This is a genomic window from Sediminicoccus sp. KRV36, from assembly GCF_023243115.1.
In the GTDB taxonomy this organism is placed as follows: Bacteria; Pseudomonadota; Alphaproteobacteria; order Acetobacterales; family Acetobacteraceae; genus Roseococcus.
On record NZ_CP085081.1, the window covers coordinates 3,990,675 to 4,010,954 of the forward strand.

General features: G+C 68.6%; 17 protein-coding genes. 14 read left to right on the top strand and 3 right to left on the bottom strand.

The window, feature by feature from the left end:
• Window positions 1-32: 32 nt before the first annotated feature.
• Genes LHU95_RS18890 through LHU95_RS18915 form a run of 7 tightly spaced genes read left to right on the top strand, consistent with a single transcriptional unit; the run spans window position 33 to window position 5,038 of the window.
• Window positions 33-1,070, top strand: coding sequence for an extracellular solute-binding protein (locus LHU95_RS18890; protein ID WP_248708502.1), 1,038 nt, complete (start codon window positions 33-35; stop codon window positions 1,068-1,070).
• Window positions 1,070-1,930, top strand: a complete 861-nt coding sequence (locus tag LHU95_RS18895; RefSeq protein WP_248708503.1) for an ABC transporter permease — start codon at window positions 1,070-1,072, stop codon at window positions 1,928-1,930. Before LHU95_RS18890 ends, LHU95_RS18895 begins: the two co-directional genes overlap by 1 nt.
• Entirely contained in the window at window positions 1,923-2,723 is an 801-nt protein-coding gene (locus LHU95_RS18900) for an ABC transporter permease (protein WP_248708504.1), read from the top strand. The genes LHU95_RS18895 and LHU95_RS18900 overlap by 8 nt, the downstream gene beginning before the upstream one ends.
• A gap of 9 nt (window positions 2,724-2,732) precedes the next feature.
• Complete coding sequence (locus LHU95_RS18905) at window positions 2,733-3,794, top strand: ABC transporter ATP-binding protein (protein WP_248708505.1); 1,062 nt, start codon at window positions 2,733-2,735, stop codon at window positions 3,792-3,794.
• The gene (locus LHU95_RS23400) at window positions 3,791-4,114 is read left to right on the top strand and encodes an SH3-like domain-containing protein (protein ID WP_283094267.1); all 324 of its coding nucleotides are present in this window, start codon (window positions 3,791-3,793) and stop codon (window positions 4,112-4,114) included. Before LHU95_RS18905 ends, LHU95_RS23400 begins: the two co-directional genes overlap by 4 nt.
• Entirely contained in the window at window positions 4,104-4,394 is a 291-nt protein-coding gene (locus LHU95_RS23405) for an SH3-like domain-containing protein (protein WP_283094268.1), read from the top strand. Before LHU95_RS23400 ends, LHU95_RS23405 begins: the two co-directional genes overlap by 11 nt.
• Window positions 4,391-5,038, top strand: coding sequence for a nitrile hydratase subunit alpha (locus LHU95_RS18915; protein ID WP_248708506.1), 648 nt, complete (start codon window positions 4,391-4,393; stop codon window positions 5,036-5,038). The genes LHU95_RS23405 and LHU95_RS18915 overlap by 4 nt, the downstream gene beginning before the upstream one ends.
• A gap of 3 nt (window positions 5,039-5,041) precedes the next feature.
• Here the strand turns inward: LHU95_RS18915 and LHU95_RS18920 are convergent, their stop codons facing one another.
• Both LHU95_RS18920 and LHU95_RS18925 read right to left on the bottom strand, forming a co-directional pair.
• Window positions 5,042-5,467: a heme-binding protein gene (locus LHU95_RS18920; RefSeq protein ID WP_248708507.1), complete on the bottom strand. Its 426-nt coding sequence runs from the start codon at window positions 5,465-5,467 to the stop codon at window positions 5,042-5,044.
• Window positions 5,468-5,491: 24 nt separating this feature from the next.
• Window positions 5,492-7,474 carry an FAD-dependent oxidoreductase gene (locus LHU95_RS18925; protein ID WP_248708508.1) on the bottom strand — a complete coding sequence of 661 codons (1,983 nt, stop codon included), beginning with the start codon at window positions 7,472-7,474 and terminating at the stop codon, window positions 5,492-5,494.
• Between the two features lie 122 nt (window positions 7,475-7,596).
• Between LHU95_RS18925 and LHU95_RS18930 the strand changes: the two genes are divergently transcribed.
• The 7 genes from LHU95_RS18930 to LHU95_RS18960 are packed head-to-tail and all read left to right on the top strand — an operon-like array spanning window position 7,597 to window position 12,899.
• Complete coding sequence (locus LHU95_RS18930; RefSeq protein WP_248708509.1) at window positions 7,597-8,064, top strand: tripartite tricarboxylate transporter TctB family protein; 468 nt, start codon at window positions 7,597-7,599, stop codon at window positions 8,062-8,064.
• Window positions 8,065-8,068: 4 nt separating this feature from the next.
• On the top strand, window positions 8,069-9,571 hold the full coding sequence (locus tag LHU95_RS18935; RefSeq protein WP_248708510.1) for a tripartite tricarboxylate transporter permease: 1,503 nt from the start codon (window positions 8,069-8,071) through the stop codon (window positions 9,569-9,571).
• Window positions 9,568-10,593, top strand: coding sequence for a tripartite tricarboxylate transporter substrate binding protein (locus LHU95_RS18940; RefSeq protein WP_248708511.1), 1,026 nt, complete (start codon window positions 9,568-9,570; stop codon window positions 10,591-10,593). The genes LHU95_RS18935 and LHU95_RS18940 overlap by 4 nt, the downstream gene beginning before the upstream one ends.
• On the top strand, window positions 10,593-11,345 hold the full coding sequence (locus LHU95_RS18945; protein WP_248708512.1) for an arylmalonate decarboxylase: 753 nt from the start codon (window positions 10,593-10,595) through the stop codon (window positions 11,343-11,345). Before LHU95_RS18940 ends, LHU95_RS18945 begins: the two co-directional genes overlap by 1 nt.
• A complete protein-coding gene (locus LHU95_RS18950) occupies window positions 11,345-11,812 on the top strand; it encodes a RidA family protein (protein ID WP_248708513.1) in 468 nt (155 codons plus the stop codon). Before LHU95_RS18945 ends, LHU95_RS18950 begins: the two co-directional genes overlap by 1 nt.
• On the top strand, window positions 11,809-12,513 hold the full coding sequence (locus LHU95_RS18955; RefSeq protein WP_248708514.1) for a carboxymuconolactone decarboxylase family protein: 705 nt from the start codon (window positions 11,809-11,811) through the stop codon (window positions 12,511-12,513). Before LHU95_RS18950 ends, LHU95_RS18955 begins: the two co-directional genes overlap by 4 nt.
• Window positions 12,510-12,899 carry a RidA family protein gene (locus LHU95_RS18960; protein ID WP_248708515.1) on the top strand — a complete coding sequence of 130 codons (390 nt, stop codon included), beginning with the start codon at window positions 12,510-12,512 and terminating at the stop codon, window positions 12,897-12,899. The genes LHU95_RS18955 and LHU95_RS18960 overlap by 4 nt, the downstream gene beginning before the upstream one ends.
• A 192-nt stretch (window positions 12,900-13,091) precedes the next feature.
• Here LHU95_RS18960 and LHU95_RS18965 read toward each other — a convergent pair whose 3' ends face one another.
• Window positions 13,092-20,078, bottom strand: a complete 6,987-nt coding sequence (locus tag LHU95_RS18965; RefSeq protein WP_248708516.1) for an autotransporter outer membrane beta-barrel domain-containing protein — start codon at window positions 20,076-20,078, stop codon at window positions 13,092-13,094.
• Window positions 20,079-20,280: the final 202 nt, after the last annotated feature.

Consider the following 20,280-nt stretch of genomic DNA (forward strand, 5'->3'; position numbering starts at 1 on the left):
CTCAGCCTTCGCGCAACCCGAAGGAGCCTGCCATGATCCTCGCATCCCGCCGCACCCTCCTCACCGCCGCTGCGCTCTGCGCCCCATGGGTGACCAGCCGCGCGCAATCCGCCGGCACGCTGACCGTGGTGCTCAACCAGGGCCTGCTGGCACGGCTCTGGATTGACGAGTTGCACCCGGTGTTCGAGCGCGAGACCGGGGCGCGGCTGAATGTGCAGCAATCGGTCACGGGCAATATGCTCGGCATGCTGCGCACCCAGCGCGACAATCCGCCCGACCTCATGCAGTTCTCGGAAGCGGGTGTCTTCTCCGCCGCGCAGGCCGGATTGCTGCGCGCGCACAACCCCGCGAACATCCCCAACTGGGCGAGCCTGCGCGATGCCTTCAAGCTGGCCGACAACTACTCGGCCGGCGTCATTGATGCCGTGCACACGCTCTATTTCAACACGCGCGCCCAGACGACGCAGCCCACTTCCTGGGCGCAGCTCTGGGACGCTTCCTCGCGCCGGCGCGTGGCCATTCCGCCCATCACCTGGAACAGCGGCGTCCGGATGGTGACGACGGCGGCGCAGATCGCCACCGGCAAACCCTTCGCCGAAGCGCAGCGCGACCTTGATGCCGGGATCCGGCACCTCGCCCGCCTCAAGGAGAACGGCGCCATCGCCTATACCAGCGCGCCACAGGCCATCCAGATGCTGCAATCGGGCCAGGTCCCGCTGGTGCCCTTCTATGGCATCTTCATCAACCCGATCATCGAGCAGGGTGCGCCCATCAAGCCCGCCGTGCCGCTCGCCGAGGGCATTCATGGCGAGATCGTCGGCCTCAACATGCCGGTCAACGCGAAGAATGTGGAACTGGCCGAGCGCTATGTGAACATGAGCCTCTCGCGCGAGTTCCAGAGCAAGATTGACAGCGTGCTGCACGCCCGCGCCGCCAACAAGGACGTGAATCCCTCGCCGCGCACGATCGAGCTGCTCGGCCCGGCGGAGAACATCCTCTATGCTGATTGGCGCTTCCTCTCCGAGCAGCGCGCGCGGCTGACCGATGCCTGGAACAACGTGTTCGGCTGATGCAGGGGGCTTCCCCACGCCTCACCGGGCTCCTGCTGCTCGCGCCGGCACTGATCTTCCTCGCGGTCTTCTACCTGGTGCCGCTGGGCAGCATGGTCGAGGAAAGCCTGCGCTCCTCGGCAGCCGATCTCGACCCACGGCCCGGGCTGAGCCTCTCTCAGTTCGAGCGTGTCTGGGGCTCGGGCCGGTCCTGGCGGGCGCTGGAGCGGACGGTGCGGATGTCGGCCATCTCGACGCTGCTCACGCTGCTGATCGCCTATCCGATCGCGCTGTTCCTGTTCCAGGTTCGGCCGCTGTGGCGCACCGCGATCCTGATCACCGTCTTCGTCTCGCTCGCGTCCAGCCTCATCGTGCGCAACTACGGCTGGCTGGTGACGCTGGCCGATGCGGGGCCGGTCAACCAGCTTCTGCTGGCGCTCGGCCTGACGGAGGAGCCGCTGCGCCTCGTCTATAGCGAGGGTGCGACCATCGTGGCGCTGGTGCATTACGCCCTGCCCTTCATGATCCTGCCCATCTATGGCGCGCTGACCCGCATTCCGCCCTCCTATATCGAGGCCGCGCAATCGCTGGGGGCGGGGCCATGGCGCGCCCTTTTCGGAACCGTGCTGCCGCTTTCCATGCCGGGCATCTTCGGCGGCACCACGCTGAGCTTCGCCATCTGCATGAGCGCCTTCGTCACACCGCTGATGCTGGGTTCACCGGCCACGGCGATGATCAGCCAGGTGGCCGCGGAGCAATTCCTCATTCAGCTGAACTTCCCCTTCGGCTCGGCGATGATCGTGGCGCTGACCCTCGTCACCTTCGGCATCCTGCTGGCCTATACGCTGATCATCCGCATGCTGTTCCGCCACCATGCCTGACGCGAAGGGCTTCCGCGCCGTGGTGGCGCTGCTGGCCACACTGGGCCTGGCCTTCCTGGTCTTTCCCGTGATCTTCACCGGCGTCGTCGCCTTTGGCGGCTCCATCTTCATCGAATTTCCGCCGCAGAGTTTCTCGTTGCGCTGGTTCGAGAATATCGGGCGCATCAACCGCATCTGGGACGCGACGCTGACGAGCCTGTATATCGGCCTGCTCACCGCGGCCATCGCCACCGCCATGGGGGCCGCCGCGGCGCTGGCGCTGGTGCGCAGCCCCCTGCCGGCCAAGGCCGTGCTGACCTCCCTGCTGCTCTCGCCCATCGCGCTGCCCATCGTCGCCATCGGCATCGCGCTCATCCAGTTCTTCATCCTGCTGGGGGTCGCCTTCACCTGGTGGAGCCTGGTCATCGGCCATGTGGTGCTGGTGGTGGCCTATCCCGTGCGGACGGTGGCCGCGGCCCTCACCCTCTCCAACCCCGCGCTGGAGGAGGCCGCGGGTTCGCTCGGCGCCTCGCCCTGGCAGGTTTTCCGCACGGTGACGCTGCCGCAGATGGCACCAGGCCTGGTCAGTGGCTTCCTCTTCGCTTTCCTCATCAGCTTCGACAACTACCCGATCAGCGTGTTCCTCGTGCGCGGCGATCTGACCACGCTGCCGATCGAGCTGTTCAACTACATCAGCCAGAATCTGGACCCGACGCCGGCTGCCTTCTCCTCCGCCTATGTCGCCATCATCGCGACGCTGATCCTGCTGGCCGAGCGGCGCTGGCGGATCATCTCCCTCTCCATCCCCCGCTGAGGAGCGCGCATGGCCCGGCTTGAGCTCGATCGCGTTGCGGTGACATTGGGCGGCAATCGCGTGCTGCACGGCGTCAGCCTGGATGTGGCGGATGGCGAATGCGTGGCGCTGCTGGGACCCTCGGGCTGCGGCAAGACGACCACCCTGCGCGCCATCGCGGGCTTCACGCCGGTGGCCTCGGGCGAAATCCGCATCGCCGGGCATTCCGTGCTGGGGCTGCCGCCGCACAAGCGCAATCTGGGCCTGGTGTTCCAGGACTACGCGCTGTTTCCGCACATGAATGTCGCGCAGAATATCGGCTATGGCCTGCGCATGCGCGGCGTGGATCGCGGCACCATTGCCAAGCGGGTCGAGGAAGCACTGAGCCTGGTGCGCCTGGACGAGATGGCTGAGCGCTTTCCCGCACGGCTCTCCGGCGGGCAGCGCCAGCGCGTGGCACTCGCCCGCGCGCTGGTGATCAAGCCGGATATCCTGCTGCTGGACGAACCCCTGGGCGCCCTGGACCGCAAGCTGCGCGATGCGATGCAGGTGGAACTCAAACGCATCCATCGCGAGGTGGGGGTCACCACCATCATCGTGACGCATGACCAGGAGGAGGCGCTGTCCCTTGCGGACCGCGTCGCCGTCATGTTCGCGGGCGATATCCGCGAGGTGGACAAGCCGGCCCAACTCTATGCCCGCCCGCGCAGCCGCGCGGTCATGGATTTCCTCGGCGAAGCGAATTTCCTGCCCGCCGACGTGACGGCGGAAGCCCTGCTTCGCCTGCCTGGCGGCGCCCTGCTTGGCCTGCCGGATGGCACCGCCACCACGCCGCGCCCCATGCGCATCGGCATCCGCCCGGAGCATATGCTGATCCTGGCCGAAGCCGGCTCCGGCAGCATTCCGGCGCGGGTGCTGGAAATCGTCTATAAGGGCGCGCATGCCGCACTCTATGCGCAAGGGCCGGAGGGACTGTCGCTCTCGGCCAGCCTGCCCGCCGGCGATCTGGCGGCGCCGCCGGTGATCGGTGACACTGTGCATCTGCGCCCCGATCCGGCGCGAATGATCCTGTTCGAGGAGAATGCGCCATGACCAGCGAACGCGCCATGCACGATATTGGCGGCCTTGATCTCGGCCCGATTGACCGCAGTGAGCACCCGCGCACGCTCTACGAATTGCGCGTCGATGCCATCCTCATGCTGCTCACCAGCCCTGGCTGCGGCGCCTTCAAGGTGGATGCGCTGCGCCGCGCCATCGAGGAATTCTCCCAGGATGACTATGACCACCTGCCCTATTACGACCGCTGGCTGCAGGCGCTGACCAACCTGCTGGTCGAGCAGCAGGTGCTGAACCGCGCCGAGATTGACGCCCGCGTGGCAATGATCACGGAGGAACTCGCCCATGAGCATTGAGCAGCGCTTCCAGCCCGGTGCGCGGGTGCGCGTGGCAAGCCGCAAGCCGCAGGGCCATTGCCGCACGCCCTTTTATCTGCGTGGCCATCGTGGCGTGGTGCAGGCCTGTGCCGGCCGCTTCCATGACCCGACGCAACTGGCGCAACACCGGCCCGGCCTGCCCAAGCTGATCCTCTATCGCGTTCGCTTCGCGCATCTCGGCCCGGATGGCCAGGAAACGCAGGATGAGATCGAAGCCGACATTTACGAAGACTGGCTGGAAAGCGAGGCCGCCGCATGAGCACGCCGCATGACCATCATGACCACGATCACGACCATGACCACGCACCGATCGAGGAGCATGACGCCCACCCCGGCCCCTTCCAGATTCTTGAACGCGCCGTGCGCGAACTGCTCATCGAGAAGGGCGTCCTGACGGCCGAGCAGATCACCCGGCAGATCGAGCTCCAGGAAGGCCGCACGCCGGAGCTGGGTGCCAGCGTCATCGCCAAGGCCTGGACCGATCCGGAATTCCACGCCGCGTTGAAGCACGACGCCCGCGCTGCCGTGGCGAAGCTCGGCATCACCATCCCCGATGCGCCCGAACTCATCGCGCTGGAGAATGAGGAAGGGCTGCACCACGTCATCGCCTGCACGCTCTGCTCCTGCTATCCGCGCATGCTGCTCGGCGTGCCGCCCGCCTGGTACAAGAGCAAGGCCTATCGCGCGCGCGTCGTGCTGGACCCGCGCGGCGTGCTCGCGGAATTCGGGCTGACTTTGCCGGAGGAGACGCGCATCCGCGTCGTGGATAGCACGGCCGATCTGCGCTACCTGGTCATTCCGCGCCGCCCTGCCGGCACGGAAGGCTGGGACGAGGCGCGGCTCGCTGCCCTGGTGACGCGGGATTCCATGATCGGCACCGCTGTTGCGCTGCCGCCCGAATAGGGCTCAGCCCACCGGTGCGCCGATCGCTTCCAGCGCATGGCGCGCCACCTCCATATCCTCGGAGTAATGGCCGCCGCTGATGCCGATTGCGCCGATCATCTGCCCCTCCTCCATCACCGGATAGCCGCCGCCGAAGATGATCAGGCGCGGGGTATGGGTGATGCCATGCAGCAAGGGCGGATCATTCTTGATGAAATCCCACCAGACATGGGTGGGAATGCCAAAGGACGTCGCCGTCCAGGCCTTGTCCTGCGCGATCTGCACCGTCAGGTGGCCAGCGCCATCCATGCTGTGAAAGCCCTTCAACTGCCCCGCCTCATTCACGATGGCGATGGACATGGCCTTGTCCATCTCGCGCGATTTCTCGATGGCGGCGGCGATCAGCTTCTGCGCCGTCTCGGCATCCATGCTGCGCTTGATGATGCTCATGTGGCTCTCCTCGGGGTGGGGTGATCAGATGGCGCGGGCGGCGACCTGCGCCTCGACCAGCGCGTGATGGACGCGGCGCGGGGCGAAGGCATCGCCGATCAGGTGGATGCGCTCCTGCCCCGCCTCGCGCAGCTCGGCCTGGAGGCCGTTGCGCGCGCGCTGCGCACCGACCCAGAGCAGCCCGGCGCAATCCTCGATGCGGATTTCACGCCCGGTGAGGTAGTGGCGCAGCACCACCGCACCGCGTTCGATGCGATGCGCCTCCATGGAGGTGTGATGCTGCACTCCCGCCTGGTCCAAGGCGCGCAGCGTCGCGATGCGCGAGACCATGGGCAGTTCGCGCAGGGGCTCGAAGAAGCGGGTGGCGAGCACCATCTGCCCACCCCGCGCTGACGCCAGCGCGGCAGCGGCCTCGGCCACGGCCGCGGCCCAGAAATACCCATCCTCATCCATCAGCACGAGACGCTTGACCGGCACGGTGCGGAACCGCGCAAGCTCCCGCACCGAGGCGGCGGCGATGAGCGGCACGCTGCCGTCGCTGGGCAGGGATGGCGTCACGGGCTCGGCGCCCGTCGCCAGGATCACCGCATGGGGTTTTTGCGCCAGGATGGCCGATGCCGTCGCGCGCGCGCCGAGGTGGATCTCCACCCCCAGGCGCTGCAGATGGCCGATCTGGAATTCGGTGAGGTGCCGTAATTCGGCGCCATGCGCGAAGGCCGCGGCTTCGGCGAATTTTCCGCCCAGAAAGGAATCCTGCTCGATCAGCGAGACGCGCATGCCACGCTCCGCCGCCACGCGCGCGGCCTCCATGCCGCCCGGACCGCCACCGACCACGATGACCCGATGCGGCTGCGCCCGCTTGAGCTTGCCGAAATGATGCTCCCGCCCCGCCAGGGGGTTGGTGGCACAGCCAATGGGCTCGGCCGAGGAAATCCAGTCCCAGCATTGGTTGCAGGCGATGCATCGGCGGATTTCATGCGCGCGCCCGCTGGCCGCCTTGTTCGGCCATTCGGGGTCCACGATCAGCGCGCGGCAGAGGCCCACCATGTCCCCATCGCCCGAGGCGATGATGGATTCCGCCTGCTCGGGCGTCTGGATGCGCGTGCTTTGCACCACCACCGTAGCCTCGCCCACGGCGCGCTTCACCTCGGCCTGGATGGCGCGATAGGCGGTTTGCGGCCAATGGCGATCGGGCAGATGCGTCTCGATCGTGTTGAAATTGCCCTGGCTGAGCGAGACGTAGTCACAAAGCCCGGCAGCGGCCAAACGGGCGGCGATCTCGCAGGCCTGGGCGACATCCACGCCGCCCTCGGTGAATTCCTCCACCGCCATGCGATAGCCGAGGATGGCGCGATGACCGAGGCGCCGGCGCACGCCCTGCAGGATCTCGGTCGGGAAGCGCAGCCGGTTTTCCAGGCTGCCGCCGTAGCGATCGTCGCGCGCGTTACTATACGGCGAGACGAATTGTCCGATCAAATGTCCCTGGGCGCCATGCACTTCGACGCCATCCGCGCCGGCTTCGCGGGCATGAAGTGCCGCGGTGACGAAGCATTCCACCATCTCCTCCACCTCGCGCGTGGTCATCGCGTGGGGTGTGCCGCCGCTGCGCGGGCAGGCGATGGCGGAGGGCGCAAGCAGCGTGCCGACGCGCCGCCCCAGATGCTGCCGCCCGCCGTGATTGAGCTGCATGATGAACAGGCCGCCCGCCTGCTGCGTTGCTTCCGTGATGCGGCGAAGGCCAGGGATCACGCCCCGGTCGAACAGCGGAATCGCTGCAGGAACCACGGAATCCGCGGGGTGTAGCCGGGCCGACTCACTGACGATCACGCCAGCGCCGCCCTGAGCCACCGTGGTGTAGAAGGCGAGCATTCGCTCGCCCACGCGGTTCTTCTCGGCGAGGTTCGATGTGGTGGCGACGCGCATGACGCGGTTGCGTGCCACCACCGGTCCGATGCGGATGGGAGAAAAAAGCTTCGGGAAAACCTGGTTCTGCATCTCGCTCGGCATGGGCCGGAGCACCCTCCATTTTGGCGGAGCAGACCACGACAAATACTTCCGGACAAGTCGCTTGCCGAGCGCGCCCCGATGCTCAATGCTCTCGGCCGCACAGGATCGCGACGGGAGACGGGATGGCTGCCCTCAACATCGGTTTGAGCCTCTTCTGGGTCCTCTTCGGCCTCGCGCTGGCGCAGCAATCCCTGGCACTTGGTCTGGGCGGGCCGGGCGGGCCGGGCTCCGGCCTCTTCCCGCTGCTTTCGGCCCTGCTGATCATCATGGGTGGTGCCGGCGTGCTGCTGCGCGATCTGCGACGCGCCGGCCCGAATGAGGAACTGGCCGAGCGCTTCTGGATGGCGCGCGGCGCGGCACTTCGCGTCGGGCTGCTGATCCTGGTGATGACGGGCATGATCCTCGCCGTGCCATCGCTTGGCTTCGCGCTGTCGGGCGCCATCGGGCTGCCCTTGCTGTTCCGCACCATCGCGCCGCATTCGCCCTGGTGGTTCGCGCTGCTGGTCGGCGCGGTGGCGGCGGCCATCGTGCATCTGCTCTTCGCGGTCCTGCTCGGCACGCCCTTGCCGCGCGGGCCGCTGGGCTTCTGAGCCGATGGAAGCGAGCCTCCTTGCCCTCTCCGGCGGCTTTGCCGCCATCCTGACACCGGGCACGCTCTACTACATTTTCATCGGCAGCCTGATCGGCACACTGATCGGCGTGCTGCCCGGCATCGGCCCCCTGGCCGCGCTTTCGCTGCTGCTGCCAGCGACGATCGCGCTGCCGCCGGTCGCTGCCATCGCCATGCTGTCGGCGATTTTCTATGGCTCCATGTATGGCGGCTCGATCACCTCCATCCTGGTGAATATCCCGGGTGAGGCCGCTTCCGTCGTCACCTGCCTGGATGGCCATGCCATGGCCAAGCAGGGGCGCGCGGGGGCGGCGCTGGGCATGGCGGCGCTTGGCTCCTTCTTCGCCGGCACCTTCGGCATCGTGATCCTCACCTTCTTCTCGCCGGCCCTCAGCGGCTTCGCCATTCGCCTCGGCCCGCCCGAATATTGCGCGCTGATGGTGCTGGGCCTCGTTTGCACCATCCTCATGATCCAGGGCTCGGCGCTGAAGGGCATGATCATGATCGGCCTCGGCGCTGCCTTCGCGACGCAGGGGATGGATGTGGTGAGCGGCGAGTTCCGCTTCACCTTCAACACCATCGAACTGACCGCGGGGATCGAGTTGATCGCCGTGGTGATCGGCCTGTTCGGCGTCTCGGAAATCCTGACCAATGTGGAGCAATCGGCACCCGGGCTCTCCATCAAGACGAAGCTGCGCAACCTCTGGCCCTCACGCGCCGATTGGGCGGCGAGCTGGGCGCCCATCCTGCGCGGCAGCGGCCTTGGCTTCGCGGTGGGGCTGGTGCCGGGCGGCGGGCCGGTCACGGCCTCCTTCCTCTCCTACGCGGCCGAGCGGCGCATCGCGAAAGACCCCTCCAGCTTCGGCCAGGGTCGGATCGAGGGCGTGGCCGGCCCCGAGGCCGCGAACAACGCCGCCGTCTCCAGCGGGATGATTCCGCTGCTCTCCCTCGGCATTCCCGGCAATGCGGTGACGGCGCTGCTGATGGGCGCGCTCATCATCAATGGCGTGCAGCCCGGCCCCATGCTGATCGTGGAGAACCCGCAGATCTTCTGGGGCGTGGTGGCGAGCCTCTATGTCGGCAACGTGTTCCTGCTGATCCTGAACCTGCCGCTGGTGGGGCTTTGGGTGCAGTTGCTGCGGGTGCCTTATTCCGTGCTGTTCCCCACCATCGTGCTGCTCGCGATGGTGGGCACCTATTCGGCCAATCGCAACATCTTCGACCTTTGGGTGATGCTGGGCTTCGGCGTGCTGGGCTGGTTCCTGCGCAAGCTCGGCTATGAGCTGGCGCCGCTGGTGCTGGCCTTCGTGCTGGCGCCGCTGCTCGAACAATCGCTGCGGCAATCCATGGTCATGTCGCCCGACGGGGCGATGATTTTTCTCGCACGCCCGGTCGCCGCGACCCTCATGGTCGCCTCGGCGCTGCTGCTGCTCTTCGTGGCCTTCAAGGGCCGCGCGGCCACAACACAACCAGGAGGATCATCATGAACATCACCCGCCGCGGCTTCACCGCCGGCGCCGCCATGCTGCCCTTCGCAGCGCCCTTCGCCGCTCAGGCCCAGGACGCTGCGGTGCGCGCCCGGCTTAACGCCATCAAGCCCGCCGGCTTTCCGCGTGACCCGATCGAGATGACGGTGGTCTATCCGGCCGGTGGCGGCATGGATATCACCGCCCGCGTGGTGCAGCGCTTCTTTGAACGCGCAACTGGCGAGCGCAGCCTGGTGAACAACCGCACCGGTGGCGCCGGGCTGGTGGGCCACACCTGGCTTGCCACACAGGCGCCGGCCGATGGTCATGCCGTCGGCATCGTGGCGAACCTGATCTTCTCCGATGCGGTGCGCTCGCAAGGCCGCTGGAGCTGGACCGATCTCGATCACATCGCCCATATCAACGCAGAGCCGCTGAACCTCGTCGTGAATGCGGAGGGGCCGTTCAAGACAGGCGGCCTGCAGGGCATCCTGGATGCGGCGAAGGCGCGGCCTGGCACCATCCGGGTACTGAATGTTCCGGGCGGCTATTACGAGTATCTGATCGAGCAGCTGGAAGCCGCCGCCGGCGCGCGCTTCCTGCGCGTGCCTTTCCAGGGCGGCGCCCCCGGCATCACGGCGCTGCTCGGCAACAATATCGATCTCGGCTTTGGCTTCTACGCGGAAGTGCGCGGGCACCTGGCCGCCAATCGCCTGCTGCCCATCGCCGTCACCGGGCGGGAGCGCACCGTCTTCCTGCCCGATGCGCCCACGGTGAACAGCGTGACCGGGCGCACGGATGTCAATTGGGGCGTCTCGCGCTGGGTGGCGCTGCCCAAGGCCGTGCCGGCCGATCGCAAGGCGTGGCTTGCCGCCGCCTTCCAGGCGGCCCTGGCGGACCCCGATGCGGTGCAGGAGTTCCGCAACCTCGGCGCCCTGCCCAACCCCGCCCTGGATACGCCAGCCAAGGTCGCCGCCGATGTCGCGGTCATGGCCGAGGCGGAGCGTGAATTCCTCATCCGCAGTGGCCGGATGCAGCGCTGATGCCAGACGTGCTGGGCTGGCGCGCCACCTTCGGGGTGGTGACGCCGTCCACCAACACGGTGGTGCAGCCGGAATATGATTCGCTGCGCCCCGTGGGCGTCACCAACCACGTCGCGCGCATGCATATCCCCAATGATCCCGTGCAGAGCGATGCGGATTTCGACGAGCTGATCCGCCGCATCGACGCCGCCATGGAGGGCGCCATCGAACGTGTGATGACGGCCGAGCCCGATCACATCATCCTTGGCATCTCGGCCGAGAGTGTCTGGAATGGCGGCATGGAGGCCGCGCGCGCGATTGCGGCGCGCGTGGCGAAACTCACCGGCGGATTGCCCTTCACCCAGGCGGCCGATGCGCTTCCGGCGGCGCTGAAAGCGCTCGGCATCAGCGGCCCCGTCGGGTTGGTGACGCCGTATTTTCCAGTGGCCCACGCACATCTCGCTTCCTACCTGAAGGAGATCGGCTGCGAGGTGGTGGCGGCGAGGCATCTGGAGCGGCGCGGCCCGGTGGATATCGCCAAGACCTCCCTCGCTGACCTGCGCGCGGCCATCGCGGCGGTCAACCTGCCCGAGGCGCGCGCCATCATCCAGTTTGGCGCCAATCTGCCGATGGGCCAGCTCGCCGCCTCGGCCGAGCCCTGGCTTGGCAAGCCGGTGATCGCCATCAACACAGCCACCTACTGGCACGCGCTGCGCTCGCGCGGGATCACGGATCGCATGCGCGGCTGCGGCCGCCTGATGGAGGAATGCTGATGGCGACGAATGAGGAGAGACTGGCGGCACTGGGCGTCACGCTGCCACCGCCCTTCAAGGATGAGGCCAATCGCGTGCGCGCGCTGCGCTCGGGCCAGCACATCTACATGTCGGGCCACGGGCCGCTGGGCCCGGGCAATGTGCCGATGATGGTGGGCAAGCTGGGGCGTGAACTCTCCATCCCGCAGGGGCGGGAGGCGGCGCGCCTTGCCGGACTCTGCACGCTGTCCACGCTGCGCACCTATCTGGGCGATCTCAATTCCATCACCCGCGTGGTGCGCGTGGTGGGCTTCATCAATTGCGCGCCGGGCTTCAACACGCCCTCCGATGTGCTGCATGGATTTTCCGACCTGATGGTGGATGTCTTTGGCGAAGGCGGGCGGCACACACGCTCGGCCATCGGGGTGGCGGAGCTTTACGCCGATATCCCCATCGAGGTGGAAGCGCTGTTCGAGGTGGCGTCATGACCGGCATGCCCGATGCGGCCGAGGTGGAACGCCGCCTGGCCGAAGTGCGCGCCAAACGCGGCTACCTGCTGCCGCATCACGGGCTGCTCGCCATCGCGGCACCCGGGCTGCTGAAGGGGTATGATGCGGCCTATACCGCCCTCGCCCTCACGCCGCGGCTGATGCATGAGCGGCCCAAGGAGTTCGTCTGGCTGGCCGTGCTGACCGCGTGCGACGAGGCGATCGCGACGCATCACATCGCGAAATTCCGCGCGGCCGGCGGCACGGATGCGGAGATCGAGCTGGCCATCCGCCTCGCGGCTTTCGCGGAGGGCGCGCCACGCTTCGCCTTCGCCGCCGAGAAATGGGGGCATCACCTGCCCGCCTATGACCGCGCGCGCGCCTATCGCGCGGCGCTCGATGCGCTGCAGGCCGGCAGCGGCGTGCCGCGTGGCCTGGTGGAGGTCACGCTGGCGGCCGTGCACACCACGCGCAAGGGCTGGTGGGAACTGGCCCTGCATATCCGCGGCGCCTATGACGAGGGCGTGCCCGAACTCGAATTGGCCGAAGGCATCTCCTACGCCATGTTCCCCGGCAGCATTCCCAATTTCGTGGATGCCTGCGGCGTCTGGCAGGGCATGGTCGCGCGCGGCGAGGTGGCCGCCTCCGAGGCGTTCCGCATCTGGGGGGCCGATGCGGCGAACCAGGCGGGGTTTGGATGACGCGCCTGATCATCCCGCCGGGCATGGCGCATGCGGTGCCGCAATTCGGCTATGCACCGGGCCTGGTATCGGGCGGCTTCCTGTTCATGGCCGGCCAGCTCGGGCGGGATGACGCCGGACAGGTCATCGCCGACCCCGAAGCCCAGATCACCCGCGCCTTTGAGAATGTGCTGGCCATCCTGCACGCGGCGGGGGCCGGCATCGCGGATCTGCTGGATGTCACCAGCTTTCATGTCGGGCTGCGGGAAACCCTGCCGCTCTACAAGACCGTGCGGGACCGCTTCATGCAGGGCCATACCCCGCCATGGACGGCCATCGGCGTGAGCGAGCTTTCGCGGCCTGGCCTGATCGTGGAGATCAAGGGCATCGCGAGGCTGCCGGCGTAAGGCGGAAGAGACTCGTCATGCGCTGGACGCGGCGCCGCTTCTGCACGGCGCTGTTGTCTCACCCCAAGGGGCCGTGCAGCGACGTTTCGCGATGAAGGGCTACCGCCATCGCCCAAGGGGGCAGTGCATATCCGACGCTGCGATGGCCCAGCGGGTCATCGCTTCGCGCACACCCCACACGGAGCCGCCGACTCAGAATCGGTAGGCCAGCGCCAGCGAACCCCCGTGGCCCGTCAGATTGGCGCTGTACTCGCCCTCATATTGCAGGCGCAGTTCCAGCCGGTCCGTGGCGAAGACCTGCATGCCCGCGGCAAAACGACCCACCACCTGGTCCGTCCGCACCACGCTGGAGAAGCGCCCCGCCGCCCCCGGCGCACTGACCATCCGGCCCTCCTGGTTCCAGCGCCCCTCGCTCAGCAGGCTCACGCCGGCCGAGGTGTAGAGCCGCAGCACCACGCCGTTGGACAGCGTCGCCCGGCCACCCACCTCCAGCGCCGGCGTCAAGGTCGCCACCGTGCTGGACGCCCCGGACATTTCGAGGTTCAGCACGCCGGCCCCGCTCTCGCGATAGGCGCCGGAGCGCGCATGCACGAGGCTCAGCGTCATGGAGGGACGCAGGTAGAGTTCCTCGCCGCCCAGCGTATAGGTGCCGCGCAGCATGGCGCCCACATTGGACAGGGCCGGGCTGCCGCGCGCGATCCCGCCGAAGCCCGGCAGCGTGATGGTGCGCGTGCTGTTGAATTCGCCACCGCCGCCGAACACCGCGCCGGCCAACAGCCAGGGCCCGGTCTGATACTTCGTCGTCACTGCGGCATAGCCTGCCTGGCCGCGCCCGCTATTCAAACCCTCGGTCGTGGACAGCCGCGTATTCTCGTAGGCGATGGAGCCGCCCAGGAACCAGCCGCCACCCATCGCCCACTGGCCGCCCGCCTGCCAGGTCATCGAGTTGAGCCGGAAGCTCGACAGGCCGTCACCGCTGGATTGCGCGGCGGTGCGGCCGGTCAGTCCGGCCCAGACGCATTCGCCCTCACGCAACATCGCGGTGGTGCCATCGAATTGCGGGCAGCTCATCGCGGCATTGGCGAAGCTGCGCGCGCCCGCCGCCACGCGCGCCCCTGGTGCCAGGCTGCCATTCGGCGAAATCTGGCGCAGCGCCGCGGCATAGGCCCCCTGCCCCCCCGCATCGGCCGTATTGCCCAGCAGGGCGAAGAGCGGGCCAAGCCCGGCGCCGCCCGCATCCCACGCACCCTGCAAATGGTTTGCCACGGCCGCCACATTGCGGTTGAGGCTGTAGCCGGCCGGCGTGAAATCCGCATTGGCCGAGACGGTGAAGGCGCCGCCCTTGCGGTTCACATTGTAGCTGAAGATCGCGGTCCGCTCGCCCTCCAGCGTTCCGGTGACGGGGCCGGCCACGGTCAGGAAGGGGATCTCCACCTGCGGCAGCACGGAGGAGATCAGCGGCCGCACGCGGCCCGCGAGATCGGCGGAGCCCGCCACCGTCATCACATCCGAGCGGCGGTTGCTGAAATCCGCATCGAACAGCAGGCGGCCGCTGGAGCGCTGGGTGAAATTGCCGCTGACGGCGGAGACGCCATGCGGCTCCAGCGCGCCGATCAGAACCGTTCCGGTGTTCACCAACTGAGCCGCGACCAGGGACGGGCCGGCATTGAGCGTCCCGTTGTTGTTGAACGTCCCAGTGGTGCCATCAATGTTGTAGCCACCGGTGACGGTGCCGTTATTGGTCACGCTGCCTTGCGACATCCGGATCGCCAAGCCGGACAACGCCGAGACGCTGCCGCCGGGCGCCACCGTGACCGTGCTGGTGCTGGTGCCACCATCCACCCAGATTCCCCAGCCCCCCAGGCCCGACCCGCCCTGGATCGCCGAGGAGACATTGACCGTCACCGGACCCGGCTGGATGAAGGATGATTGCGCGAAGATACCGACCGAATGGAAGCCGGAGACGGTGATGGGCGCGCTCTGCGTGATGGAGATGGCCTGGCCTGTGCCGGGCAGGATGACGCCTCCCGCACTGGTCGATCCGGCAAAGACCTGCGTGGCGCTCTGCGCGAACAGACCGCCGCCGCCGCTGATCGACTGCGCCAGGATGCCGTAGGCAAAAGCCCCCGTCGTGGTGATCGGGGTGGAGGAATTGATCGTCACCGCGCCGCCGGCGCCGTTGGGTGACGGTCTGTCGGGCCGAATGCCGCCCGCAAAGCTCAAATTCGCCGTCCCGGTGGGCAGGCCGGCGATGCCGCCCCCCCCGCCGATGCTCTGCGCGATGATGCCATGCGCGCCTAGACCGGTCGTCTGAATGTTGCCGCCTGTCAGGTTGAGCGTCACCGCACCGCCATTGCCCACCGACTGGGTGCCCGTACTGCTCGCGCCCAGCAAGTTGGTCGTGCTGTCCGTCTGGCCGGTGGAGAAGCCAAAGCCGCCGCCACCGCCGATGCTCTGCGCGAGCAGTCCGAAGGCATTGGCGCCCGATGTCAGGATGGTGAGGGACGCCGGGCTGGCGGCGGTGCCGACGCTCACCGTACCGCCATCGCCGGAGACCCCGTTCCTGCCGCCCACCTGGATCTGCGTCGCGCCACTGACGCGCCCGAGGGCGGCCGAGGCCGAGGAGCCGCTGCCCGAAACGCCGCCGCCACCGCCGATGGATTGCAGCAGCATGCCCACCGCCACATCGCCGCGCGTCACGATATTGGCCGTGCCAATGATGGTCACGCTGCTGCCCGAGCCCAGCAAACCGGGGCCGCCACTGCGGCCCGAACCACCGATATTGTGATCGCCGGTTGAGCCGACCGAGCCATCCGCGCCCACGCCGCCGCCGCCACCGATGCTCTGCGCCAGCACGCCGAAGGCGGCATAGCCCGTGCCGCCGGCCACACCGGTCACGATGCGGCTGGCTGGGCCGAAGGTCAGGTTGACGGCGCCGCCCGCCCCGCCCGATCCGCCAGACCCACCCACCGCGAAGGTCGCCGAATAGCTGGCGCCGCTGCTGGCGGAGGTCGCAGCCCCGCCGAGGCCGCCGCCACCGCCAATGCTTTGCGCGACCAGCCCATGCGACCAATCGCCATAGGTCGTGATACTGCCCGCCTGGCTATAGGTGACGGTGCCACCCACGCCGCCGCCGCCGCCGCGCCCGCCGATGGAGATATCGGCCACATAGCCCTCGGTGGAGTTGCCCTCGATCTTGTCCGTGATCTTGCTGCGCAAGCCGGTCAGGGTGGAAATCGGATTGTCGGACGAGGCATCCGAGCCGGCCGAGCCGGCGATACCGCCGCCGCCGCCGATGCTTTGCAGCACCACGCCCGCCGCGTCATTGCCCGCCGTGATGATCTGCCCTTGCATGGTGGTGGTGACGGCGCCGCCATTGCCGCCTGAACTGCCATTCGTGCCCAGGTTGATGGTCAGGTTGCCGGAATAGGTGGTGGCGGCATCGCTGGGGGAGATGCTGGCGCCGAGGTTGAGCGTGCCGCCCTGGGAGGTGCCGCCCCCGCCGCCAATGCTCTGCGCGAGCACGCCGATCGCGCTGGCCCCGTAGGTCTGCACCTGGGACTGGGGGTTGATGGTCACGGTCACGTCCCCGCCCGTGCCGCCCGAGCCGCCGCGACCGCCCAGGCCGAGCGACATGGTGGCGTTGTTGGTGTTGCCAAAGCTCGCCGTCGTCGAGGAGCCAATGCCGGCATTGCCGCCGCCGCCACCGACGCTCTGCGCCACCAGCCCATTGGCGTAATCGCCGAAAGTGCTGATGCTGGAGCCATCCGGGGTGGTCGAACCCAGCGTCGCGGTCACGCTGCCGCCATTGCCCGCGCTGCCACTGCCGCCGCCGAGCGAGATGCTCGCTTCCAGCGTGAAGGAGGTGCTGCCCGCGGCGGTGATGGCCCGGCCATAGCCGGCGGTGGTCGCCATCGCCGAGGAATCGCCGCCCGCGCCGCCACCGCCGCCGATGGATTGCAGCAGGACGCCATGCGAGCCCTGGCCCTGGGTCCGGATGATGCTGCCACCGGTGAGGCTGAGGGTAACGCCAGCGCCATTGCCGGCGGCACCTCCCGAACCACCCAGGGCGGAGGAGATGGAGGCGCCCAGGACGGTGGAGGGGGCGGCCTGGATCGGGATCGCGATGGCCTGGGCTGTGGCCGCCCCGCCGATTCCGCCGCCGCCGCCGATGGATTGGGCATGGATGCCGAAGGCGTCCACTGGATTGGTGTTGACGCCCACGGCCGTTGCCTGCCCTGTGGCGATCCGGATACCCGGAAGCGTGACGGTGACGCTGCCGCCATCGCCCCCCTTGCCGCCGGTACCGCCAAGCGCGGTGGCCACGGCGAAGCCGGCGCCCACAGCCGTGGCATAGCCCGCGCCGGCCGCGCCGCCGCCGCCGCCGATGGATTGGGCCAGGATGCCGCCCGCATTGGAGCCGGATGTGCCGATCAAGCTGTAGGCGGAGCCGGTGCTGGGGTTGTTGCTCAGATTCAGCAGCACCGCACCGCCCGCCCCCCCATCCGACGCAGTGCCGCCGATCGCAAGGGTCACGAAGGCGCCGGTCGCGGAGGCATCCCCCCCATTGCCGCCGCCGCCGCCGATGGACTGCGCCACCAGGCCATAGGCCAGCCGTCCATTGGTCGAGATGCTGCTGCCGCTCTGCGTGACGGTCGTCGCACCGCCCGCGCCGCCGCTGCTGCCAGTGCCGCCGATGGAGGTGAAGATGGTCTGCGAATCACCGCCATTGCCGCCGCCGCCGCCGATGGATTGCGCCAGGATGCCCAGCGCGAAGTTGCCGCTGGTGACGATCGTGCCCGCATTCGTCACCACAGTGGCACCGCCGGCGATGGCCGTCCCGCCGGAGCCGCCGAAGGCGACGATGCCGCCATTCGCGGCGCCGCCGCTGCCCGCGCCGCCGCCGATGGATTGCGCCTGGATGCCGAAGGCGCCGGTGCCAGTGGTGTTGATGCGGCCCGAATTGCTCACATTGACCGAACCCGGAGCGCCGCTATTGCCGCCACTGCCGGCATTGCCGTCAAAGAAGCCGCTGCCATTGGCGCCATTGCCGCCCAGCCCGCCGATGGACTGCGCCAGGATGCCATGCGCCGCCGTCCCGCCCGTTCTGAGTGTGGCGGCATTGGTGACGGAGACCGCCCCGCCTCTGCCGCCATCCCCGCCATTGCCATCCTTCGAGCCGCCAATGCCCGAGGTGACGTAGGGCGAGGCAGCGCCACCCGCACCGCCCAGGCTGCGCGCCGCCACCGCGCTGGCGCTGGCGCCGCCGGTGGTGATGCTCACGCCCGCCGCGAGCGCGACGGTGACATTCTGCGCGTCGCCGCCGAAGCCGCCATTGCCGCGGCCCGAGGCGAAATTGGTGGCGATGCTGCCGCCCGCCCCACCAGCCCCGCCGATGGAAGCGGCGGAAACACCGTAGGCCGCCTCCAGATTGCCGGTGGCGGGGCCGCCGCTGGTGGTGATGATCGCGTTGCCCTGGATGTTGATGGTGGCCGTTCCAGCCAGGCCGCCATCGCCGCCGGTGCCGGAGCCGCCATATTGGCCGCTCATCGCGCCGCCAGTGCCGCCCAGGCCGCCCTGGGCCAGGGCCACGACGCCGGGGGATTGATCGCCCGTGGTGGTGACCGAGCCGCCGGTGATCTGAACCAGGACAGGGCCGGTCGCCCCACCGAATCCCGCGGTGCCCGACTCGCCCTTGCGAAAGAATTGCAGGCTGCTGTCATAGGGCTGGCCATTGCCCCCGGCGCCGCCGAGGTTCGCTGCCATCACGCCGGCCGAAAGCAGGCCCGTGGTGGAGATGGTGGTGCCGCTCAGGGAGATCTGCGGGCTGTTCGTGCTGGTGAAGCCGGCAGCGCCGCCGCTCCCCGCCCGGCTATTGTCCTGGCCGACGCCGCTGCGCCCGCCCGCGCCACCCTGGGAGAGGGCCAGGATGCCGCGTGTGCGGTCCCCTGTGGCGTTGACGGTGACGCCGGAATCCCCCGTCACGCTGGCGAAGCCGGTGTCGCCGCCCCGGCCGCCCGTGGATTGGTTGTAGCCCGCACCGCCAACACCGCCCAGGCTGATCGCGGCGACGGCGGCGGAAAAGGGCGAGGAGGCCAGGCCGGTGGGGTTGGCGGTGGCCAGCGTGATGGTGATCGGCCGATTCTGGCCGCTGACGAAAACGCTGGCATCCGCCGCATTGCCGCCCGCGCCGCCGTCAACGCCGCCGCCGCCAGGGGCGGAGCCATTCACGGACATGATGCCGTTGCCGCCCTGGCTCACCGCCACCACGGCCGCGCCGCCCAAGGCAGCGGGCGCCGGGGTTGACCCGGCCGGCTTACCCCAGGCGAAGCTGACGCTGACATTGGCCGTGTTGCTGACCGCCGCCTGCCCGCCGGCGCCGCCGGCGGTGCCGTCATTGCCAGTGCCACCATTGCCGCCGAGCGATCGGGCCGCCGCCCCCCAATACCATTCAGACATGAGCGGCTGGGGCAGGTTCGCCGTGATCGCGCCCGTATTGTTCAGCCCCGCCCGCCCGGCTGCGGCACCCGGGGTGCCATTATGGGCGTCATAGGTCGGGTTGCCGTTGGAATCCGGCTTGCTCTGGGGCTGCACATTGCCGCCGTTGCCGCCCAGGCTCTGCACGAGGAGCGCCGCCCCGGTGCTGAGGACGACGGGCGACGAGGAGAGCGCGCCGCTGGTCGAAACGGTGATGGTGGCCGTATTCAACATGGCGGCATCGGCGCCCGCCGCCGCAGCACCGGCATCATGCTTGGCGTCGCTGTTGGTGTAGTTGCCGCCATTGCCGCCGGCTGAAGCGCCATACACGCTGAAGACGGTCAGCGGCCCCTGCGGTGCGGGCGGCCCCTGCGGTGCGGCGGGCACGTTATGGATGACGCTTCCGTTGTTTACGAAGGTGAGGGCAAAGGCCGGCTTGCCGCTCCCGGCGGGCGCGCTGGAGGAGTTGGTGCCATCGCCACCGCTTGCAATGAACTGCAGGGCCGTCAGCGGCGAATCGGTGATCCCGGAAGTGACGCTGAAGGCACCGTTGTTGGTGAAGCTGTAATTCGCCCCGGGCACCAGGATTTGGCTGAAGGCGCTGCTGCCGCCCTGGATGGTGCATGACGTGCCGCCGCAGCCTTGCGCCTGCACCTGGGCGGCCTGCATCACGGCCAGGAGGCCGGTGGTGGCCAGAAGCATGCGCCGCGCATGGCGGAGGGGGCCGGGGCGGCTGAGCTCAGGGCGTGGACGGCTTGGCTTCTTCATGAACGTTGCTCTGTCGCTGGATCATGTTGTGCACGGAGCCAAACGGCGCCCCGGAGCAGGACCAATTCAGGCGGGGCGATCTTGAGAGCAGCCTCAAGCCCAGCCCCTGTCATCGTGAAACCTTGCCACAAACGGG